At 43.7% G+C, this 21,260-nt stretch carries 14 protein-coding genes and 5 pseudogenes; 12 read left to right on the top strand and 7 right to left on the bottom strand.

Annotated elements, in window-relative coordinates:
• Position 1: 1 nt before the first annotated feature.
• The 7 genes and pseudogenes from KT99_RS13160 to KT99_RS13130 form a co-directional block, all read right to left on the bottom strand.
• A complete protein-coding gene (locus tag KT99_RS13160; RefSeq protein ID WP_005500855.1) occupies positions 2 to 1,330 on the bottom strand; it encodes an MFS transporter in 1,329 nt (442 codons plus the stop codon).
• Positions 1,331 to 1,891: 561 nt separating this feature from the next.
• Positions 1,892 to 2,874: pseudogene (locus KT99_RS23600) on the bottom strand (IS30 family transposase).
• A gap of 76 nt (positions 2,875 to 2,950) precedes the next feature.
• Entirely contained in the window at positions 2,951 to 3,274 is a 324-nt protein-coding gene (locus tag KT99_RS13150; RefSeq protein WP_005500844.1) for an IS30 family transposase, read from the bottom strand.
• 220 nt (positions 3,275 to 3,494) lie between these two features.
• Positions 3,495 to 3,782, bottom strand: coding sequence for a 4Fe-4S dicluster domain-containing protein (locus tag KT99_RS13145; protein ID WP_005500842.1), 288 nt, complete (start codon positions 3,780 to 3,782; stop codon positions 3,495 to 3,497).
• Positions 3,779 to 5,071, bottom strand: a complete 1,293-nt coding sequence (gene fixC / locus KT99_RS13140; RefSeq protein WP_005500840.1) for an FAD-dependent oxidoreductase FixC — start codon at positions 5,069 to 5,071, stop codon at positions 3,779 to 3,781. The genes KT99_RS13145 and fixC overlap by 4 nt, the downstream gene beginning before the upstream one ends.
• Before the next feature lie 91 nt (positions 5,072 to 5,162).
• Positions 5,163 to 6,110, bottom strand: coding sequence for an FAD-binding protein (locus tag KT99_RS13135; RefSeq protein ID WP_005500838.1), 948 nt, complete (start codon positions 6,108 to 6,110; stop codon positions 5,163 to 5,165).
• Positions 6,111 to 6,120: 10 nt separating this feature from the next.
• On the bottom strand, positions 6,121 to 6,894 hold the full coding sequence (locus tag KT99_RS13130) for an electron transfer flavoprotein (protein ID WP_005500837.1): 774 nt from the start codon (positions 6,892 to 6,894) through the stop codon (positions 6,121 to 6,123).
• 493 nt (positions 6,895 to 7,387) lie between these two features.
• Here KT99_RS13130 and KT99_RS13125 point away from each other — a divergent pair, with 493 nt between their 5' ends.
• The 12 genes and pseudogenes from KT99_RS13125 to KT99_RS21710 all read left to right on the top strand — a co-directional run.
• Positions 7,388 to 8,272, top strand: a complete 885-nt coding sequence (locus KT99_RS13125; protein ID WP_005500835.1) for an IS1595-like element ISSbe2 family transposase — start codon at positions 7,388 to 7,390, stop codon at positions 8,270 to 8,272.
• A 707-nt stretch (positions 8,273 to 8,979) separates the two neighbouring features.
• Positions 8,980 to 10,524, top strand: coding sequence for an L-carnitine/gamma-butyrobetaine antiporter (gene caiT / locus KT99_RS13120; protein WP_050774366.1), 1,545 nt, complete (start codon positions 8,980 to 8,982; stop codon positions 10,522 to 10,524).
• Between the two features lie 56 nt (positions 10,525 to 10,580).
• A complete protein-coding gene (gene caiA / locus KT99_RS13115) occupies positions 10,581 to 11,717 on the top strand; it encodes a crotonobetainyl-CoA dehydrogenase (RefSeq protein ID WP_005500831.1) in 1,137 nt (378 codons plus the stop codon).
• A gap of 211 nt (positions 11,718 to 11,928) precedes the next feature.
• Positions 11,929 to 13,155: an L-carnitine CoA-transferase gene (caiB, locus tag KT99_RS13110; RefSeq protein WP_005500830.1), complete on the top strand. Its 1,227-nt coding sequence runs from the start codon at positions 11,929 to 11,931 to the stop codon at positions 13,153 to 13,155.
• Positions 13,156 to 13,165: 10 nt separating this feature from the next.
• On the top strand, positions 13,166 to 14,719 hold the full coding sequence (gene caiC / locus KT99_RS13105) for a crotonobetaine/carnitine-CoA ligase (protein WP_040571976.1): 1,554 nt from the start codon (positions 13,166 to 13,168) through the stop codon (positions 14,717 to 14,719).
• Positions 14,720 to 14,780: 61 nt separating this feature from the next.
• On the top strand, positions 14,781 to 15,566 hold the full coding sequence (caiD, locus tag KT99_RS13100; RefSeq protein WP_005500828.1) for a crotonobetainyl-CoA hydratase: 786 nt from the start codon (positions 14,781 to 14,783) through the stop codon (positions 15,564 to 15,566).
• Between the two features lie 610 nt (positions 15,567 to 16,176).
• Complete coding sequence (locus KT99_RS13095) at positions 16,177 to 17,127, top strand: alpha/beta hydrolase (protein ID WP_005500827.1); 951 nt, start codon at positions 16,177 to 16,179, stop codon at positions 17,125 to 17,127.
• Between the two features lie 79 nt (positions 17,128 to 17,206).
• Positions 17,207 to 17,412, top strand: a pseudogene (locus KT99_RS22920) (IS3 family transposase); the annotation flags it as partial.
• Positions 17,413 to 17,504: 92 nt separating this feature from the next.
• Positions 17,505 to 18,941, top strand: a pseudogene (gene tnpC, locus KT99_RS13090) (IS66 family transposase).
• Between the two features lie 162 nt (positions 18,942 to 19,103).
• Positions 19,104 to 20,000 (top strand): LysR substrate-binding domain-containing protein, encoded by an 897-nt coding sequence (locus KT99_RS13085; RefSeq protein WP_005500825.1) that lies wholly within the window; start codon positions 19,104 to 19,106, stop codon positions 19,998 to 20,000.
• 467 nt (positions 20,001 to 20,467) lie between these two features.
• Positions 20,468 to 20,925 (top strand): annotated as a pseudogene (locus KT99_RS21715) (DUF6444 domain-containing protein); the annotation flags it as partial.
• Positions 20,926 to 21,025: 100 nt separating this feature from the next.
• Positions 21,026 to 21,260, top strand: a pseudogene (locus KT99_RS21710) (DUF6444 domain-containing protein); the annotation flags it as partial.

The following is a 21,260-nucleotide window of genomic DNA, read 5'->3' as shown; positions in this document are numbered from 1 at the left end:
ATTATTTAACTGGCACGGTGAAATCAACTGAACTGGTTGTTTCTAATGTTAATCCTTTTGTTTCTGGCGCCATGAATACAGACACAACTAATCCGAGCAGCGATATGGCTGCACCGACAAGCAATGTCGATGATATGCCATAGGTAGCCATAAAGACGGGCAGAGCATAAGTCGAGATTATGGTACCGATTCGGCTAAAGGACATCACAGCGCCTATGGCTGACGCTCTTATCTCTGTAGGAAACAGCTCATTCGGATAGAGCCACTGCAAGATCCCTGGGCCACCGGAGAAGAAGGCATAAACTGCAAAAGCCGCTACAATCAGCCAGATACTTGGATCTGGCACTATACCAAGCAGTGCCAAGGAGGCGGTCATAATACCGAAACTGCCAATTAACAGTGGTCTGCGACCGATAGAGTTCAGCCAGTACATAGCAGGAATGCAACCGGCCATAAAGAATATACTAATAACGATATTGCCCAGAGCTGCATCTCGCCCCTCAGTAAATCCAAGTAGTTCGATTATTTGAGGTCCAAATGTATAAATGGCGAACATGGGAATAACCTGACAGCTCCATATAGTGCCGATGAATATAATTCTTTTTAAATATGCCGGCTCGAATAATTTACTATATTTAGTCTCTTCTGCCTCTTCGAAATTAATTTCGACATCTTTGCCAAAAAACTTATGCATTATTTCACGGCACTCTTCGACACGGCCTTTTTTAAGTAACCATCTTGGAGACTCTGGCAGGTTAAAACGTCCGAATAGAATAACTAGACATGGAATAATTGCGCTACCAAACATCCATCTCCAGCCATCTTGAACATCGTAGAGAAGGTAGCCAACTAAATTGGCTGCAGTAGCACCAACGTACCACATGGCAGCGATGAAGCCCATTGTGAATGCCCGCTTCTTAGTCGGAGAAAACTCGGCAACCATAGAGGTAGCGATGGGGTAATCGGCACCTATGACGATGCCGATTAAAAATCGTAAAATGACTAACTCTATGGGTGAAGAGATAAACATGGTTGCAAATGAAAGTACGCCAATGGCAATGATATCTATCATAAACATTTTTTTACGACCGACAATATCTGCTATATAGCCAAACAGTGCGGTTCCAATAAATAGACCGACCAGTGTCGCCGCACCAACTAATCCTATCCATTGTGAATCTAAGCCTAATTCTGGTGTAAGTTGTTGCAGTGCGAGTCCAATAATAACTAATACATAGCCATCTAAAAATGGACCACCGCTTCCCCAAAGCATTATTTTTCTATGGATTGGAGTAAACTCCATATCATCGAAGTTTTTCTTTGACTTCATACTAATAACCACCAACTTTATTTGTTCTGTTAAGAATATTCGCGACTGTCATCGTTGCTAAATATTACAGGTGCGTATAAAAATCAATATTCAACTGATTTTTGTATTTATTATCGGCTCAGATGATGCCACGCTGAATTTTACAATATATACATTTTAAGAACAGTGATGTAACCAATGATTCTTCTTACTTTTTAACTTTTAAATTCATATTGGATATTTTTTTACGATATTTTCATTTTACCTGTATAACTTTTAAACTATGTAGTTAGGTTATTTATAACAAAGACAATGGTGTTTTAAGTTTAAATTTAGATTTAGACAATATACAAAGCCTAGAACTCAGCAATAAGCGACACACGCTTACCTGTTAAATACTCATACGGGCTCAAATAGTCTAACGCTTTTCTGGGTCTCATGTTAATCAAAAATTCTGTCTGTTTGATCTCTACTTTTGATAATGAGCATATCGCCATTCCTTTCGGAAAAAATCGCCGCAGTAGTCCGTTAGTATTTTCATTCAAATCTCGCTGCCAACTTGCGTAAGGCTTAGCGCTGGATTCAAGTAATAAGTGCAACACCCTGTCCCATATAGACCTCAAATGGAGTGAGGCCACCTAATACTTTTCTTGGCGTGAAATTAAGTAGCAAGATCCTTCTTTCAATTTCATCATCTGTCAGTTTGCCCATGTCGAATTTTTTTGGCCAAAAACGCCTGATCCGACCATTGGTATTCTCATTGGTTCCTCGTTGCCAACTGGCATAAGGCTTGGCAAAGTACATATCTGCACCTATTGCCTTTGACACTCGAACGTGACCTGCAAATTCACCGCCATTATCTAACGTCACTGTCTTTACCGTGTGAACGGTTTTCAGCAGAGCAATCATTGCATCGCCAACTTCTTCTTTCGTTTTGCTAAATACACGTTTGGCTAGCGTAAAGCGGCTTGTGCGATCGACGAGTGTCACAAGGTGGGCACTCTGCCCGTGTACCGTGTCTCCTTCCCAATCACCTAATCGCGTCCGCGCATCCACAATATCAGGCCGCTCTGTAATATCGACTCGATCAGGAATTAGCCTAACTCCCGCTTTTTATTACGTTTCCCACCCTTCCACCGTGTTTTACCAAACCTGGGCAACTGACGGTACAGGTGACCACCTTGCAACCTATTCTCTTCAATACGTCGGTAGATCGTCGTATGGCTAAGCGTCTCTGTGACTTTACTTTCAACCGTCATTCGCAGACTAATAGTCTCTGGAGACCAGCCTAAAATGACGGAGCCACGGATGATGTCATCTGTGTGGCTATGACGTTTGTTCGCTTTTAAGGATGTTCGTTTCCGTATATCACTCAGCGGGTGAGCCTCAGCACCTGAGTATCCATTAGGGGGTGAATTTCTATTCAGCTCCCGACTAACAGTGCTGTAATGTACCCCGATCTCTTTGGCAATGCCTCTCAGTCCCATCCCTGTTTTACGAAGGGCTGAAATCTGGTATCGTGGCTCTTGAGTTAGCTGTCGGTACTGTTCGTTGAGTTTATTCATAACGGACTTAATTTTTGTGTGAGAGCTTAGATTGTGCCTTCAGCTGGCTCACTATTCAAATTTCAGCCTGTTGCACTTATTGTATTACTCCAGCTTCAGCTTTCATTCGTCCTGCTATTTGCTCAGGACTCAAGCCTAATAACAAAGATGTATTGATAGTCTTCTTATGCATCTCTGTACATTTCGAATGCTTGGCTGCTGAGCGGCGTTTTTCGTCTGCAAACCGGTGGGCGGTTTCAGTACCATATCGCTGCTTGAGACACCGTGCTAGCTCTTCAGCAATAGTCTTATTGCCTCGCTCAAGTTTTAGAGCCATCTTACGTGCACTAAATTCTAGTTTACTTAATGTTTCTATCTGGTATCTTTCTTTCAGTGTCAGTTGCTTATACTGGGTTGCCATTGTGCGGCCTTAGCTAATTGCGTGAGAACCTGAAGCTTATAAGCAACTGACTCTTCAAGCTATACCAAGTGTGTCGGTTATCCTTGGGATCTAAGAACATATTCAATGCATAAGTTTTGTTACTTTAAAATTAATCACTTCTATCGAGATAACACTATCTTGACTCTATAGTGATAGAGCCAAGAAATAGGAGGTATATAAACATTCAGTTTATATATGGTTACCCATAACGGTATTCGATGCCAAATGTTCCTCTTGGATATTCCCATTTCTCTAAAATGGTGTCACCACAAAGAAATTTACAGGTACCGCACTCCAGACAACCCGCAGAATCGAACCGGATAGACCCGTCTTCTTCAAGCTTATATAAACCGGCAGGGCAGGCGTTTACCAGCTTGCGATACTCGTTCATATTTGGATTATCTTTCAAAATAATATGTGGATGACCTTCATCTACGTAAAATTTATTGACGCCAAGTTTAACGTCTACATTGACTGTTTCGGTCATATTGAAGTGACTCCTTTGATGCCATCTTTAAGTAAGTTCATGTAACCCACCTCTTTACAATGTTTCATGATGGTCTTACGTAGTGGTTGTGATGCGCTGCCATCTACTGTGAACAGACTTTCCATTATGTCGGCAACCATTTTCGGATACTGATTGAAGATCCGTGGTGTTTCCATAAATGCAGGCAGCTTCTTATACAGTTTCAGATCTTTCATCAGGAAGCTGTCTTCCAAAAGAGTCTGATATAAAGATAAACCTTCAGCACTGAAATCACCTGCTGCGCGTGCCGCTAACACGGCTTTCGCTGCAGCTTCGCCAGAAGCGATGGCAAGATCCATTCCGCGAACGGTATAGCCGATGTTTAAGCAGAAACCCGCCGCATCTCCGGTGATCAGTACGCCATCATCGACCAGTTTTGGCACCATATTAAAGCCCGCTTCTGGTACCACATGACCCGAATACTCGAGTAACTTGCCGCCTTCGATTAGTGGCTTAATCATTGAGTGATTTTTGAAATCTTCCAGCATCTGAGGAACGGTTTTATCTGAACTGCCTATGTCGTGTAATCCGCAAACGATACCCAACGATATGCTGGTTTTATTGGTGTAGATAAAGCCGCCACCCATCAGACCATTTGATGGCGAGCCGGCGAATAACCATGCCGCACCTTCATTATCAGAGAGATTAAATCTGTCCTGAATGACTTCTTTCGGTAGTTCAATTAATTCTTTGACACCCACGGCCATCACGTCTGCGTTTACCTTAGGCTTTACCATGCCTAACTTTTCCGCCAGCACGGGATTAACCCCTTCGGCCAGAATAACTGACTTAGCCATCAGCTCATCACCGTCGGCTCGAACGCCTACGACTTTACCGTCTTTAGTAATGAGCTCATCGACACGAATACCGGTAATAAACTGGGCACCAACCTCTTCGGCTTTCCCCATCAACCATTGGTCAAAGTCACCTCTTAATACGGTATATGATTCTTGAACCGATGTTTGCGCCCGGCCATTATGGTAGTCTAGGGTGACGCCGGTATCATCGGTCAGGAAGGTGATTTTCTCTTTAGTGACTTTTCTTTCTAATGGGGCTTCTTTAGCAAAGCCGGGAATAATTTTCTCCAGGCTATGAGCATAGAGTCGGCCACCCGTCATATTTTTGCTACCAGCAAAATTACCGCGCTCAATAACGAGAACATCCGCTCCCTCTTTTGCTAACACATAAGCGGCAACGCATCCAGCAAGCCCTGCACCTACGATAATCGCGTCAAATGCTTCTTCTGACATACAAATTTACTCTTCACATAATTTGAGTTTTAACACCGGGCTTATTGGTGCCCGATGTTACGTGGGGAGATAAATACGACCCGATCTTCAATTAACCTTTAAAGGCGCTGATCAGTGCCGGTACAACCTTGTTCAGGTCGCCGACAATTCCGTAGTCTGCATATTGGAAGATTGGGGCATTCTTATCTTTGTTTACCGCAAGAATAGTCTTTGAACTCAATGCGCCTACCATGTGTTGGATCTGTCCAGAGATGCCCAGAGCCAGATATAGATCAGGTTTTAGCATGACTCCGGAAACACCGATGTAACGCTCGCGTTCCATCCACTTTTCTGTTTCTGCGATCGGGCGAGAACAACCCAGTTCTGCACCAAGTATCGCACCTAGTTCGGCAACCATCTGAAGATTTTCTTGCTTGCCGATACCGCTACCGATAGCAATGACGCGTTTTGCTTTACCCAGGTCTACGCTTTTGCCTTGCTTAGCGCGGCGCTCGATGCACTTGATCGAGGATTTAGGTTCGATGAATGAAACCGAAATCGCTTCACCGGTTTTCGAGCTGTCGGCTTGCGCGGCTTCGAATATGCCATTTCCTATAGTGACAAGCGCGATTGGCGATAGAATTTTTTCTTCACCGATAGCCAGGCCGCCGTAAACCATATGCTTGGCTGTTACACCATCACCATCAGCGACAGAGACTTCAGAGGCGTCGTTGATAACACCAGCTTTAAGTTGTACACCTAATTTTGCAGCCAGTGCTTTACCACGTTTGGTTGCACCTAACAGCATTAAGGTGTTGCTGTCGCCATTAGAGATAGCATGGGCCATAGTTTCTGCATAATCTTCAATGATCTTGCTGGTGTCTTTTTCACCCAGGTAATACACATGGGTTGCACCCAATGAGTATGCCTTGGTGATGTCATCTTCAGAACCCAGTACGAAAGCCGACACTTTTTCGCCTAGCTGAACACCGCCGGCGATAACTTCAGGTAAACGGGAAGCGATATCACTAAATACCCATACATTAGACAGTTTGCTCATCATTTTCCCCTTACTTAAGTGCTTTGCGCAGGTGTTCTGCAAATTCAGCGATTTGTGCTTCATCATCGCCGTGAATAATTATCTGCTTACGCTCGGTATGTTCTGGCGCAAGTACTGAAACCGATTCGACCAGGACCGGAATTTCAGCAAGCTCGATATCTTCGACACTTAATTTAGTGACCGGCTTTCTGGCGGCGGCCAAAATGGTCTTCATCGATGGGATAGAAGGTTCGTTGATGTCGGCTGAAACGGAGATAACAGCAGGTAAAGTGATCTCCAAAACTTCAACTTCATCGTCTAACGCTCTTTCAACAGTAATTTTACCGTCTTGGGCCGAAACAATTTTGCTGACGGCGTTGATTGTAGCGACTTCCAGTAACTCACCAAGCTGTAGACCCACTTGTTGTGCGTAGAGATCACCAGAACCATCACCACAAATAATCAGGTCGAAACCTGTTTTCTGTGCAGCCGCAGCTAGTACCCGAGCCGTTTGATGGGGTAGAGCCTGTTCAAATTTCTCGTCAACAACCACAGTCAGATCATCGGGTCCGCGAGAGAGGATGTCTTTACGTGCTTTGGGATTGTCCAAAGCCTTACCGCCAATGCTTAAGGCGGTGATCTTGCATTCACCTACGAGGGCTTTGATCTCTACCGCAGTTTCTATCGCATTGAGATCAAATTGACTGATCTTCGGCGCGGCTTTGCTCGTGTCAAGACTAGCGTCGGCTTTCACCGCGATATCTTGCTCTTCAGGAACTAATTTGTAACACGTAATAATTTTCATTATTTCTCCAGTTTAGATATTACATACTTCTAAATTTGATATATGGCTATATTCTCTATGAATTCACCTATACAACCATCAGATAATGTTTTGACGGTAAAACCGCTGCATACTTATTATTTGTTGCCAATCCGGTGTACCAATAACGTTATCTCTTGGTGTTGTAAATAATTCATTTATAGCGACTGTAATGTCTCTGTGGCCTATAGTTTAAAAGTATATTGTTTTATTAATGCACGTTGATTTAGTAGACTGTTCAATTATATGACTAGAATTATTATCGCTAATGTTAGACGGGTCACACTTATTAAGAGTGTCCTGTTAGTGTTTCTAACGTTAATATTAGTCGTTCTAATGCCCTGCATTGGCCTGGTGTTTTACCTCTTAAAATACAAGGTGTTTCAGCTGGTGAAATAATGATACATGCCTCTGCATATGAGTCAGTTTCAGTCTATTCTTATTGTATAAATCACGACTAGAAGTGAGATTGACGATGAAAACGCCTGAAGCTAGTTTTTTTGAATGGCAACGCCAGTTTGGTTCTGAAATTGATTGTTTAAACCACCTAAAGCACATCAGATGGCCTACTGGTTTTATTTGTCCTAGGTGCAGTTGTGAGCATAGTTATCAGCTCACTACTCGTGATGTCTATGAATGTAGTCAGTGTCATAAACAAACATCTGTCACCGCAGATACTGTATTCCATGGTAGCCGTATTCCCTTAGCGAAGTGGTTTTGGGCCATCTACTTTCTAGGCTCAGATAAAGGCAGCATTTCAGCATTGAGGCTCAGTAAACTCATTGAGGTTAATTGGCGAACGGCACGCTTAATATTGAGCAAGTTGAGAACGGCAATGGGTCATAGAGACAGTCTATATAGGCTTTCAGGTCTCATTGAAATTGATGATGCCTTCGTTGGGGGAAAGAGAAAAGGTAAACGCGGACGTGGAGCCGCAGGGAAAACACCTGTGTTAATTGCTGTTGAAAGCAAAGGGAAACGCGCGGGATTTATCGCTATGCAGGCCGTCGACAGTGTTTGTCATGAAGCCGTTAACGATTTTGTTGCTAGGCACTTAAATGCACAGCAAGAAGTTCATACTGACGGACTAGCCGCTTTGAATATCATAGATAACACTCAACAGCATGAAGCTAGGGTTACACCGAGTGAGTTGGTCGACGAATGGTTGCCTTGGGTTCATATTGCAATAGGTAACTTAAAAGCCTTTTTACTCGGCACATTTCATGGAGTTTCGGGAAAATACCTTCAAGAATACCTTAGTGAGTTCTGTTATCGGTTTAACCGAAGAAAAATGGAAAAAGAAATCCCTAATAGGCGGTTAAATCTGGCAATAATTCATGCGCCTGTACATTCGTACTGAGTGAGGTACATAAGCATGTAATGATGTTAGCCCTACTAATGATGTCTTTTTCAATGCTTTTATTGTATATGTTTAGCGTCCCTAATAGTAATATTAGTACGGCTAAAATTCTTTATTAGTAGAGCTAACTCGGCCATTAGAAATACTATTTACTAGGATGGTTTTTAGGTGTTATCGGTAGTTTTATGACACTGTTTTTAATTAGTTATTAAATCGATTTCGGTTTAATATATCTATTTTAAACAATATGTTGCACGTTTCTCATTCTTCTATTTTCTAGTGGTTAACTGCTGTATTATAGCTTTGTTATATCTCCTTTCAATCTCATTTGCACCCCCTGTTTTGTGATGGGAATAACACTATTTTACGAATGGTTTTTTCGTTTTTTTTCTATTTCAAATGATCGTGATAACGATCACTGAATAAGATGTTCAGGGCATGCATTATTCTTTCGTCAATCAAGGAGTATTAATTAATAAATCATCGTTATTCATTATTTATTATTTATTATTCGTTGTGTTGATAAGAAAATGAAAAGGCGTGTTAGTTGTTTTTTATACTTTTAACCAATCTTAACATTATGATTTATAGTCAAAGGTTAAAGCTTCTGACTATCAAGGCAATACTAAGTTTGATAAGTGTATAGATTTAAACAACTTCGAAACCTTAATTATTATCCTCCTAAAATAAAGAGGGAGATGTATAAGATGAATGAAAAAACTCTGGATGTAGATGTCACCGCGGGAAAGAAGAGAAAGGTCACAATTGACCCTAAAATATTTTTTCCTTCATTGATTGCCGTCATATTGCTGTCTTACTGGACTGTAAGAGACCTGGATGCGGCTAATATGGTGATTAATAATGTATTTCACTATTTGACCCACACATGGGGTTGGGCGTTTGAGTGGTACATGATCTTTATGGCTGCGGGTTGGGCCTGGCTGGTATGGGGACCATATGCTAATAACCGCTTAGGTCAGGAAAAACCTGAGTTTAGTACCGGAAGTTGGATCTTCTTGATGTTTGCCTCCTGTACCTCGGCGGCTGTACTGTACTGGGGGTCATTAGAAATCTTCTACTATGTGACTTATCCTCCTTTCGAGCTCGAATCCCTCTCGGTTCCTGCTAAAGAGTTGGGACTCGCCTACAGCTTGTTCCATTGGGGACCTCTGCCTTGGATGGGTTACGGTTTCTTCACCGTTGCTTTGGGTTACTTCCTTTATGTTAAGAAGATGGATGTGGTTCGTCCCAGTGGCACATTAGAGCCGATTTTGGGTAAGTATCATAAAGGTATTATCGGCACTATTATCGATAATATCTATGTTGTAGCGCTTATCCTTGCTATGGGAACCAGCCTAGGTTTGGCGACACCTCTAGTGACTGAGTGTATCCAATGGTTGTTCGATATTCCACGCACCCCCGCAGTCGATACCATCGTTATTTCAGCATGGATTATCTTCAACGCTGTGTGTGTAGCCTTCGGTCTGACTAAGGGTATTAAGCTTGCCAGCGATCTGCGTAGCTACCTGAGTATCATCATGCTTGTGTGGGTGTTCCTTATCGGTGCAACCAGCTTCACGGTTAACTACTTCACCGAGTCTGTGGGTGTCATGTTGGACCTACTGCCTCGCATGTTGTTCTATACCAGTTCTATCAGTGAAGGTAGCTGGCCGCAAGATTGGACCGTGTTCTACTGGGCTTGGTGGGTCGTATACGGTATCCAGATGTGTATCTTCCTGGCTAAGATCTCTCGTGGCCGTACCGTGCGTGAGCTTTGTCTGACAATGGTGGGTGGTTTGACTGCTTCTACCTGGTTCCTTTGGACCATTCTGGGTAGTAACACCGTGAACCTGATGAATGAAAATATCATCAACATGCCTCAACTTATTGCTGACCATGGTGCTCCCAGAGCGATTATCGAGACCTGGGCAGCGCTACCGTACAGCACTATCACCATGTGGGGATTCTTCATCTTATGTTTCCTCGCAACTGTCACCCTGATCAATGCCTGTTCTTACACCTTGGCTATGTCTACCTGTAAGGGCGTCGATGCGGACAACGAGCCCCCTATCTGGGTTCGTGTGGGTTGGTCTGTACTGGTAGGCGTCATAGGTATCGTGCTGTTGTCATTGGGTGGACTAAAGCCTCTACAGACGGCGATTATTGCCGGTGGTGCGCCACTGATTATTATCAATATCATGATTATCATATCTTTCTTGAAAGATGCCCGCAAAAACAACTGGAGTTCTTAGTGTTGGCCGATAAGCCCGCATTTGAGCCAAATAAAAGTAATTTATAGGAATATACGATGGATTTTAAATTAACCGACGAACAAGAGTTATTTGTTTCTGGTATTCGCGACTTGATGGCGAAGGAGAACTGGGAGAGCTATTTCGCAGAGTGTGACGAAAATAGTCAGTACCCAGAGAGATTCGTCAAAGAGTTAGCCGAGATGGGGATCGATAGCCTGCTACTGCCTGAAGAGTACGGTGGATTTGATGCTGGCATGGTTACCCTCGCCGTTATCTGGGAAGAACTGGGCCGTTTAGGTGCACCGACATATGTCTTGTATCAGTTACCTGGGATCACCACGATGCTAAAACATGGCAACCAAGATCAGATAGATAAGATCATGGCGCTACGTGGTACCGGTAAACAGATGTGGAACTCGGCCATTACTGAGCCCAGTGCCGGCTCAGACGTGGGTAGCTTGCTAACCACTTATAAGAGAAAGAATGGCAAGGTTTATATTACGGGTAGTAAGTGCTTTATCACTAGTGCGGCGGGTACGCCTTATATTGTGGTGATGGCCAAAGATGCAGATTCTGAAAAACCTATCTTCACCGAGTGGTTTGTCGATATGTCAAAACCTGGAATCAAGCTAAATAAGTTACCTAAGCTTGGTTTGAAAATGGACAGCTGCTGTGAGCTTCAGTTCGATGAACTTGAGCTGGAAGAGTCAGACATGTTTGGTAAAGAGGGCAATGGCTTCTTGCGGGTTAAGCAAGAATTTGATTCTGAACGTTTCCTCGTTGCACTGACCAATTATGGTGCTGCCTACTGCGCATTCGAAGATGCGGCTAAGTATGCCAACCAGAGAGTTCAATTCGGTGAGGCGATCGGTCGCTATCAGTTGATCCAGGAAAAATTTGCTCATATGGCTATCAAGCTTAACAGCATGAAAAACATGGTTTATGAAGCAGCCTGGAAATGTGATAACGGCATGATGACTTCCGGTGACTCGGCAATGTGTAAATTCTATTGCGCCAATGCCGGTTTCGAAGTCATCGATTCTGCTATGCAGGTTCTGGGTGGCTATGCCATCGTCGGTGAGCATCGTATCAGCCGTATGTGGCGCGACATCCGTGTCGACAGAGTGTCAGGCGGTTCAGATGAGATGCAAATTCTGACCCTAGGTCGATCTGTGCTTAAGAAATACAGATAATTAATGCTGGGTTAATCCGTACGGCAAGGCCTCCACAAATCATTGTGGAGGCAAATTAAATTCTTGCTCAGTTCCTGGAAACGCGCATCTGTCTTATCACGGTTTCTAGGTTCCGTACGCCTTATCTTCAAATCCATTTGAGTCTTTATTAAAGATTGTCGACGCCATCGTCGTGCAGAGTCTTTGTTTGAATATAAAAGAGAAGGGTATTATGTCAAAGAAATTAACTACTCCTACGTTCGGTCCGTTAGCTGGGGTTCGGGTTGTATTTTCCGGTATTGAAATCGCAGGGCCATTTGCAGGCCAGATGCTTGCCGAGTGGGGCGCTGAAGTTATCTGGATTGAGAACGTGGCTTATGCAGATACCATACGTGTGCAGCCTAACTACCCAGAGCTGTCGCGACGTAACCTACATGCCTTGTCTCTGAACATCTTTAAAGATGAGGGGCGGGATGCTTTCCTTAAACTGATGGAAACCACCGATATCTTCATCGAAGCGAGTAAAGGCCCTGCCTTCGCTCGTCGCGGTATCACAGACGAAGTCTTGTGGGAGCACAACAAGAAACTGGTTATTGCCCATCTGTCGGGATTCGGACAGTACGGCACCGATGAGTATACTAATCTTCCTGCTTACAACACTATCGCTCAGGCATTCAGTGGCTACCTGATCCAGAACGGGGACAAGGACCAGCCTATGCCAGCCTTCCCTTATACCGCTGATTACTTCTCGGGTATGACGGCGACCACTTCAGCTCTGGCGGCGCTATACCGCGTTCGTGAAACGGGTGTCGGTGAAAGCATCGACATCGCTATGTATGAAGTGATGTTGCGTATGGGTCAGTACTTCATGATGGATCATTTCAACGGCGGCGAAATGTGCCCGCGTATGACCAAAGGTAAAGATCCATACTATGCCGGTTGTGGCCTGTATACCTGCAAGGACGGTCATATCGTCATGGAGTTGGTTGGTGCGATGCAGATAGAGGAGTTGTTCAAGGATATGGGCATTGCCCATCTTTATGGCACCGAGGAGATCCCTGCAGGAACTCAGTTGATCCATCGCGTCGAGTGTCCTTTCGGTGAGCAGGTTGAAGACAGCCTAGATGCCTATCTCGCGACTCGCACCATAGAAGAGGCGTTGGCAAGATTCGCCGAGCTTAAAGTAGCCAGCTCTAAGGTACTGACGGTTCCTGAACTTGAGTCTAACCCACAGTATGTTGCTCGTGAGTCTATTACCGAGTGGCAAAACATTGATGGCAAGACCTGCAAGGGGCCAAACGTGATGCCTAAGTTCAAGAATAATCCGGGTCAGATATGGCGTGGTATGCCGAAACACGGCATGGATACCGCGGATATCTTGAGTGACCTAGGTTATTCAGAAGAAGAGATCCAAAGTTTAAGTGATAAAGGTTTGGCCAAAATCTCTGGTAGTAAGTGAGGCATTGAGAATGGATATCGTTGGTAGCAGAACAATAAGATGCATGTGGGAAGAGCGTGCGCGTAAATATAGTGATAACACAGCATTAGTTTTTGAGGATGCTGCTGGCGATGTCCGAGAGTTTACTTATAGCGCATTGAATGACGAAATTAACAGGGCTGCAAATCTATTCCTGCAATTAGGTATTAATAAGGGGGATAAAGTAGCCGTACAGTTATATAACAGCCCTCAATTTATATTCTGTTGGTTTGGGCTGGCAAAAATTGGTGCGGTTATCGTTCCTATTAATACTCAACTTGTATATGGGGAATGTAAATACATCATAAATAAATGTGATGTGAAAGCGGTCGTTATTGAAGAGGAATTTCTGCCTGTTTTTAAAAGAATAGAGCTGGATGACGATAATTTAGTAAGCAATATCTTAGTGACAAGGACGGTAAATACAGAGTTATCGGGTGTCATTAATTTCGATTTACTTTTGAGCCAACAATCAACTCAATTAGAGAAGCTCGTGCCATTAAGCAGTGACGATGTTGTCGAAATTTTATGTACCTCAGGCACGACTTCCAGGCCCAAGGGCGTTGAGATCACCCACTGTAATCTTCTGTTCGCGGGCTATTACACTGCCTGGCAAACCAGCTTGAGAGCCGATGACACCTATCTGACTATGATGCCCAGCTTTCATATCGACTTTCAGTGTAATGCCGCCATGGCTGCGTTTACCGTCGGTGCGCGTTTGGTCATGCTTGAGAAGTACAGTGCGCGTAAGTTCTGGAAGCAGGTTTGTGATTATAGGGCCACTATTACCCATAGCATGCCGATGATAGTTCGGACCTTGATGTTGCAGCCTGTCATGCCCAATGAGCGCGAGCATTGTCTGCGTGATATGTTGTTTTTTATGCATATTTCAGATCAGGAAAAATTGGATTTCGAGACGCGATTCAAGGTTGAGTTGTTTAATTCCTATGGCATGACAGAAACCTTAGTCGGCCTGATTGGCGATACGCCTGGTGAAGAACGTCACTGGCCGTCCATCGGCAGACCCGGACTATCCTATGATGCCAAGATCACCGATGAAAATGGCGATGAAGTTGCGCCCAATATTGTGGGCGATCTCCGAGTCAAGGGAGTCCCGGGAAGAACCATTTTTAAGTGTTACTATAAGGATCCCGAAGCGACAGCCGAGGTTCTGACTGCCGACGGTTGGCTCTACACCGGAGATAAAGGCTATGTCGATGAGAGGGGGTTATTTTATTTTATTGATAGAAAAACAAATATGATTAAACGCGCCGGAGAGAATATTTCAAGTAGTGAAATTGAAAATATTCTTATGTCACACCCTTATATTCTCGATGCTGCGGTTATCGGTATTCCCGATCATATTCGTGATGAAGCGGTAAAAGCCTTTGTTATTTTTAATGAAGGTGAATCATTGAGTGTCGATGAAATACTTAATTATTGTTCTGAAAATATGGCTAAGTTTAAAGTTCCATCATTAGTGGAAATAAGAAAGTCCTTCCCAAGAACTTGTACTTGTAAGGTGCAAAAGAAACTTCTTACATGACTTTAATTTAATTAATCTTTTAATCAGAGTCATCCTTGATGACTATAAATGGAGTATTAGCATGAGCGAATCATTACATGTCATCCGCAATGGCAGTATTTTAGAAATTACCCTGGACAGACCCAAGGCGAATGCCATCGACGCAAAAACAAGCTTCGAGATGGGCGAAGCCTTCCTGGCATTTCGTGATGACCCAGAACTTCGTGTCGCCATTATTACCGGCGCCGGAGCACGTTTCTTCTCTGCCGGCTGGGATCTAAAAGCGGCAGCCGAAGGTGAAGCACCGGATGCCGATTTTGGTCCTGGCGGTTTTGCTGGTTTAACTGAGATTTTTAATCTAGACAAGCCCGTCATCGCAGCCGTGAACGGTTATGCGTTCGGTGGTGGTTTTGAACTTGCGCTCGCGGCAGACATGATTGTTTGCTCCGAGAATGCCAGCTTTGCCTTGCCTGAAGCCAAACTCGGTATTGTGCCGGACAGTGGCGGAATGTTACGTCTGCCTAAATTGTTACCGCCTGCTATTGTCAATGAGTTGATGATGACTGGACGCGGAATGAATGCAGAAGAAGCACTGCGTTGGGGAGTCGTTAATCGAGTGGTTGAAAGTGATAAACTGATGGACTGTGCCCGTGAATTGGCTCTGCAAATTGTTCAAGGCGCGCCTTTGGCGATTGCCGCTATTAAAGAGATCTGCCGCGAAACGAGTGAGTTGTCTGTTGAAGAAGGCTATCGTCACATCCGCAGTGGAACCTTGAAAAACTATCCATCTGTATTACATTCTGAGGATGCTTCAGAGGGACCATTAGCATTTTCTGAGAAGCGCGATCCTGTTTGGAAAGGCAGATAATTTATCGATCAATTGTTTGATAAAAACGGTGGGAACAGATGCTGCTCCCACATTGATCCGTTTTTATGGTGAGCTCAATGATGGCATGAATATCAAAGACCCCTTGATATTCAGAGCTCACCACACTCTTACTAGAGCTGTGTTAGAGAAAGTCTTGGTTAATTTTTCTTCTATTGAGTCAGAGAATTAACCGCTATTTTTTCCCAGCATATAACAGAGTGATTTATGTGGCTCCCCGCTAAAGTCATTCGGCAGGTGTCAGATCAGAACCTAGATTGTAAAGGGGTAAATACCTTAGAGTATCAGTTATTAGCCAGTCGCTCATTGAAATCAATGAAGAAGGTTATACGCTTATCGAAGTGGGACTTTTTCCATGCCTCCGGATGAGATTTATTGCTCATATGTTCTAGTTCAAAGGGTCAGAGGATGATCATCAATTCCCACATCGTTTGATTCTGTTGCTTTTAGTGAGTGTCAGGCGGCAGACCTTTTAATGTTCAGCTTATAAGCGCTCAGAGTGAGGCGACACGCAATTTTTGCCCAAGTGCCAATTTATTATTTGAATAGAATACTAATTTCAATAAAACACATTAGAGATAAGGAGAGGATCATGCCGCTCGATCCAAAAGTTGAACAATTTTTGCAGGAAGTGCGTGACTCGGGAGCCCCAGCTTATGAAGATATGACGCCGGCAGAGTCTAGACGTGAAGATCTGACCGCATTAGCCACTGCAATACCGAGTCGTAAACCCGAGACCGTTGCGGCCGTAGAGCATAGATTTATTCCGGGGCCTACGGCGGATCTACCCATTCGTATCTATCGCCCCGAAGGTGTTGTAGATACAGCCAGTTTGCAGTCCGGGCTTATCTTTATTCATGGCAGTGGTTGGGTGGTATCTAACATCGAAACTAATGATTCATTCAGTCGGGCGTTGGCCAACCGTACTGGAAGCGTGGTCATTGCCATTAATTACCAGAAGGCGCCGGAGCACAAGTTTCCTATCCCTATGGATGATTGTTATGCCTCGACGCAGTGGGTGTTCGAGTATGCATCTCAACTTGGTTTGGATATTAAACGAATTGGCATTTTAGGCGACAGTGCCGGAGGTAACCTTGCCGCCGCAGTGTGTTTGCGTCTGCGGGATGAGAATGGTCCTAAGCTGGCTTACCAGATTTTAGTCTATCCTGCGGTGCAATATGGTTGGAATACCCCTTCGGCTGTCGCCAACGCCGAGGGTTATCTGCTTCAGCAAGCCAGTATGAAATATTATTGGAACCACTATATGCGCAGTGAAGATGATGCTAAAAATCCCTATTTCTCGCCTCTCGATGCTGCCGATCATAGTGGATTACCACCGACTTTTATCTATACTGCTCAGTATGATCCATTATGTGACGATGGCTATCATTATGCGCAAAAACTTCACGCATGTGGTGTGCCGGTAAAACATAAGATATACGACGGTGTTATTCACGGTTTCATTAAGATGTTGGGAGTGTTTGATCAAGCGGATGAGTTTCTCGATGAGGTCAGTGAAGACCTTAGTCAAATATTGGGATAGCTCAATTCCTTGTATATAAATCAGCCTAAACTTCATCATTAAGGCTTTTTAATAAACGCCCGTTTAATTGGCGTTTATTAAAACATGCCCCTTAACACCAGATCAGCTTAAAATTCGGGAGCTTGAAAAGACAATAAGGCGGATAGAGGAGGACAAAGAAATCTTAAAAAAGGCTACTGCTCTCTTGATGTCCGACTCCCTGAGACATTCTCGTTAATCGAGGAACTGAAAGAGAGCCATGCAGTAAATAGGCTATGTAGGCTATTTGGCGTTCATCGTAGTAGCGTAACCGTTCACCAGCCCCTTATTGACACGATCAATTGATGGTTTGGTCATATCGCTATTGAACGATCTCTTTGCCGTGTCAAAATAGCTTCATGAAAAAGAAAAAACAATTCGCAACAGAGCCGCCTACGGTTGCTGAACTCGGTGAAAACAAAGCAAACTTACTCATTCAAGAACTGTGGGAAAAGTTACGTGAATATGAAGACCGCCTAGTATTGAGCTCTAGAAACTCATCCAAGTCACCATGCTCTGACTCCCCCTGCGGATAAGGCCGAGCGAAAAAAGCTCAAACGCCTCGTAGTGGAAATAAGGTTGGCGCTCAACCTGGACATACGGGGCATAAAAGACTATTAGCAAAGCTTACAGAGACTGACGAGAAAATTGCTTGTTTGCCAGATAGTTGCTGCACTGATTGTGGCGGTAAAGTTGTGGCTAACTCGTCGCCAAGTTATCGCTATCAGGTGTTTGAATTACCTAAACCTACACTTGATATCACCGAATACCAGTTATTTCACGGGCGTTGTCAGCATTGCAACACAGTGAGTAAAGGAGCCTTGCCTGAAGACGCTCCCGATGGTCAGATGGGGCCACGATTGCTCAGTTACGTGGCTGTGCTCAGTGGCTTGTATCACCTGAGCGTACGAAAAATTCAACGTTTACTGCAAGACCAATATGGTACTCATTTCTCTACAGACCTGATTTCTGAGGCTCAAGGACGAGTCAGTAGTATGCTGACGCCGACACACCAAGCCTTGCATCAACACATAAAAAAAGCGTCATTAGTGCATGTTGACGAGACAACACATAATCGTAATGGCGAAGCGCATACCCGTTGGATATGCTTGCTATCGGGTGATGATGCGGTATTTCAGGTGGTGAAATACTTTCGCAATAAGGATGCCGCCAAATCGGTATTAGGTGCACAGACTCAAGCTATCGTAGTGAGCGACCAATGTCCGAGCTACAACTGGATAGCCCCTGAGCGTCATCAGTTTTGCCTAGCCCAGGTGCTACGCAATTTACAACAAATGGCCGATTATTCAGGAAAAGGCCTCACTGCGAATATTGGTAACCGACTGGTATTGCTTTTCAAGTCCGTATTTCGCATCCAGCATAGATATGAATCCGGTGAAGTTGAGGAAATAATGTGGCGTCGGCGAATGCAACGACTAAGGCGCAGTATTAAGCGCTGGCTTGAGTGCGGGGGAAATGTGCCCGCTTCACGCTATGCTGGCAGATGCCGTCATATTCTCAAATATGAGCAAGGCTTATGGGTATTTCTTAATCACCCAGGCACTCCTCTGACCAATAACGAAGCAGAGCGTTGCATACGTGGTAGCGTGATCATGCGTAAAATTTGCTATGGCACCCGTTCAGATCGAGGGGAGAAGTTCCGTTCCCGGTTACTGTCAGTGGTTGAAACATGCAAAAAACGGCAGTTATCGCCAATTACAGTGATCAGTAAGATCGTTACAGCCGTTGTAGGCAACAGTGAATACCCAGACGTGTTTGACCTGGTGTCAGCTTAGTCAACGCCCTTCTGGTGAACGTTTACTTTGTGATCACTGTCTAATAATTAATAAAATTCTCATTGGTTAACTAATCTATAACACTTTATTGTGCGCGTGATTACATTTTTAAAATGAAACCTTATTATAATCTGCTATAAGGTTTTCGATATCTAGTTATTTATGAATAATAATATCCCATTAAGATCGCTTCAGATTTTTGAATGCTGTGCAAGGTTAGAAAGTTGCTCTCTTGCGGCGAATGAATTGAGTATTACTCAAAGCGCTGTGTCGCAACAGATCAAGCAGTTGGAAGAATACTTCTTAGAAAAACTATTTTATCGAAATGCAGGAAAGATCAACCTTACCGAAGCTGGCCTTGAACTAAGGCTGAGATTGTCTCCGGTCTTCTATGACTTAAATAGTGTCTGTGCCAGTCTAGTGCCGACTATGTCAGGGGAGGTCAGGGTGCACTCTTATACATCTCTCGCGGCCAGGTGGTTGGTTCCGAATATGGAGAAGTTAAGAAAGCAATACCCTGAATTGAATATAATCGTCGGCATGTTTCAAAACGACATTGAAATGAGCGATATGATGGCAGATATATTTATTGTGACTCGAGAGTCACAAGATGGTTATATTTTTAAACCTCTTATTAAAGAGACGCTTATTGCATTTTGTAGTCCTAAATACCTTGAAAAGTCAAAAATAATCACTACGGAAAATTTACATGGCCATTGTTTATTATTTTCAAAACATAAAGATTATGGCCTTGATTGGGATAGCTGGTTCAGGGATAACAGTGTCGAAATGAGCTCGGATCAGAAAAAGTTAGTGTTCAATCATAATATGCTTGCCGTTCAAGCCGCTATTTATGGAGAAGGTATTGTACTTGGAGTTGAACAAACCTTAAGGGTCGAAATTGAATCCGGTAATTTGGTGAAATTAGATCTCCCTTCGTGTTATTCAGGTTTTAATTATTCGATAGCATATAAGTCATCGAAGCAGCGCGATGCCAGAATCATGAAAATCGTTGATTGGATCTGTGATAAATACCCAAGAGTGAGCGGTGCTAACTAAATGAGGGCAATGATTGTGGCTTTCCATCAAGCTTGATCGCTGGTTTTAATCACACTAGGTAACCGTTCACCAGCCCCTTATTGACACGATCAATTGATGATCAATAAGGTTGGGTCATATCGCTATTGAACGATCTCTTTGCCGTGTCAAAATAGCTTCATGAAAAAGAAAAACAATTCGCAACAGAGCCGCCTCTGCTTACGAGCGAGATCATTGAAATCTGTATTTTTAAAATTATCCATGAGTACAAATGAAGAAGATGTGATGGCCACAATTAGATCATATTTTTACTTAGAATGGTATTACGTGGCTGTGCTCAGTGGCTTTTATCACCTGAGCGTACGTAAAATTCAACGTTTACTGCAAGTAACCGTTCACCAGCCCCTTATTGACACGATCAATTGATGATCAATAAGGTTTGGTCATATCGCTATTGAACGATCTCTTTGCCGTGTCAAAATAGCTTCATGAAAAAGAAAAAACAATTCGCAACAGAGCCGCCTACGGTTGCTGAACTCGGTGAAAACAAAGCAAACTTACTCATTCAAGAACTGTGGGAAAAGTTACGTGAATATGAAGACCGCCTAGCATTGAGCTCTAGAAACTCATCCAAATCACCATCCTCTGACTCCCCTGCGGATAAGGCCGAGCGAAAAAAGCTCAAACGCCTCGTAGTGGAAATAAGGTTGGCGCTCAACCTGGACATACGGGGCATAAAAGACCATTAGCAAAGCTTACAGAGACTGACGAGAGAATTGCTTGTTTGCCAGATAGTTGCTGCGCTGATTGTGGCGGTAAAGTTGTGGCTAACTCGTCGCCAAGTTATCGCCATCAGGTGTTTGAATTACCTAAACCTACACTTGACATCACCGAATACCAGTTATTTCACGGGCGTTGTCAGCAGTGCAACACAGTGAGTAAAGGGTAACCGTTCACCAGCCCCTTATTGACACGATCAATTGATGATCAATAAGGTTTGGTCATATCGCTATTGAACGATCTCTTTGCCGTGTCAAAATAGCTTCATGAAAAAGAAAAAACAATTCGCAACAGAGCCGCCTACGGTTGCTGAACTCGGTGAAAAAAAGCAAACTTACTCATTCAAGAACTGTGGGAAAGTTACGTGAATATGAAGACCGCCTAGCATTGAGCTCTAGAAACTCATCCAAATCACCATCCTCTGACTCCCCTGCGGATAAGCCGAGCGAAAAAGCTCAAACGCCTCGTAGTGGAATAAGTTGGCCTCACCTGGACATACGG

This window comes from Shewanella benthica KT99, assembly GCF_000172075.1.
In the GTDB taxonomy this organism is placed as follows: domain Bacteria; phylum Pseudomonadota; class Gammaproteobacteria; order Enterobacterales; family Shewanellaceae; genus Shewanella; species Shewanella benthica_A.
Note: the sequence above shows the minus strand (reverse complement) of the source record. Positions and strands in the feature narration are given on the sequence as shown.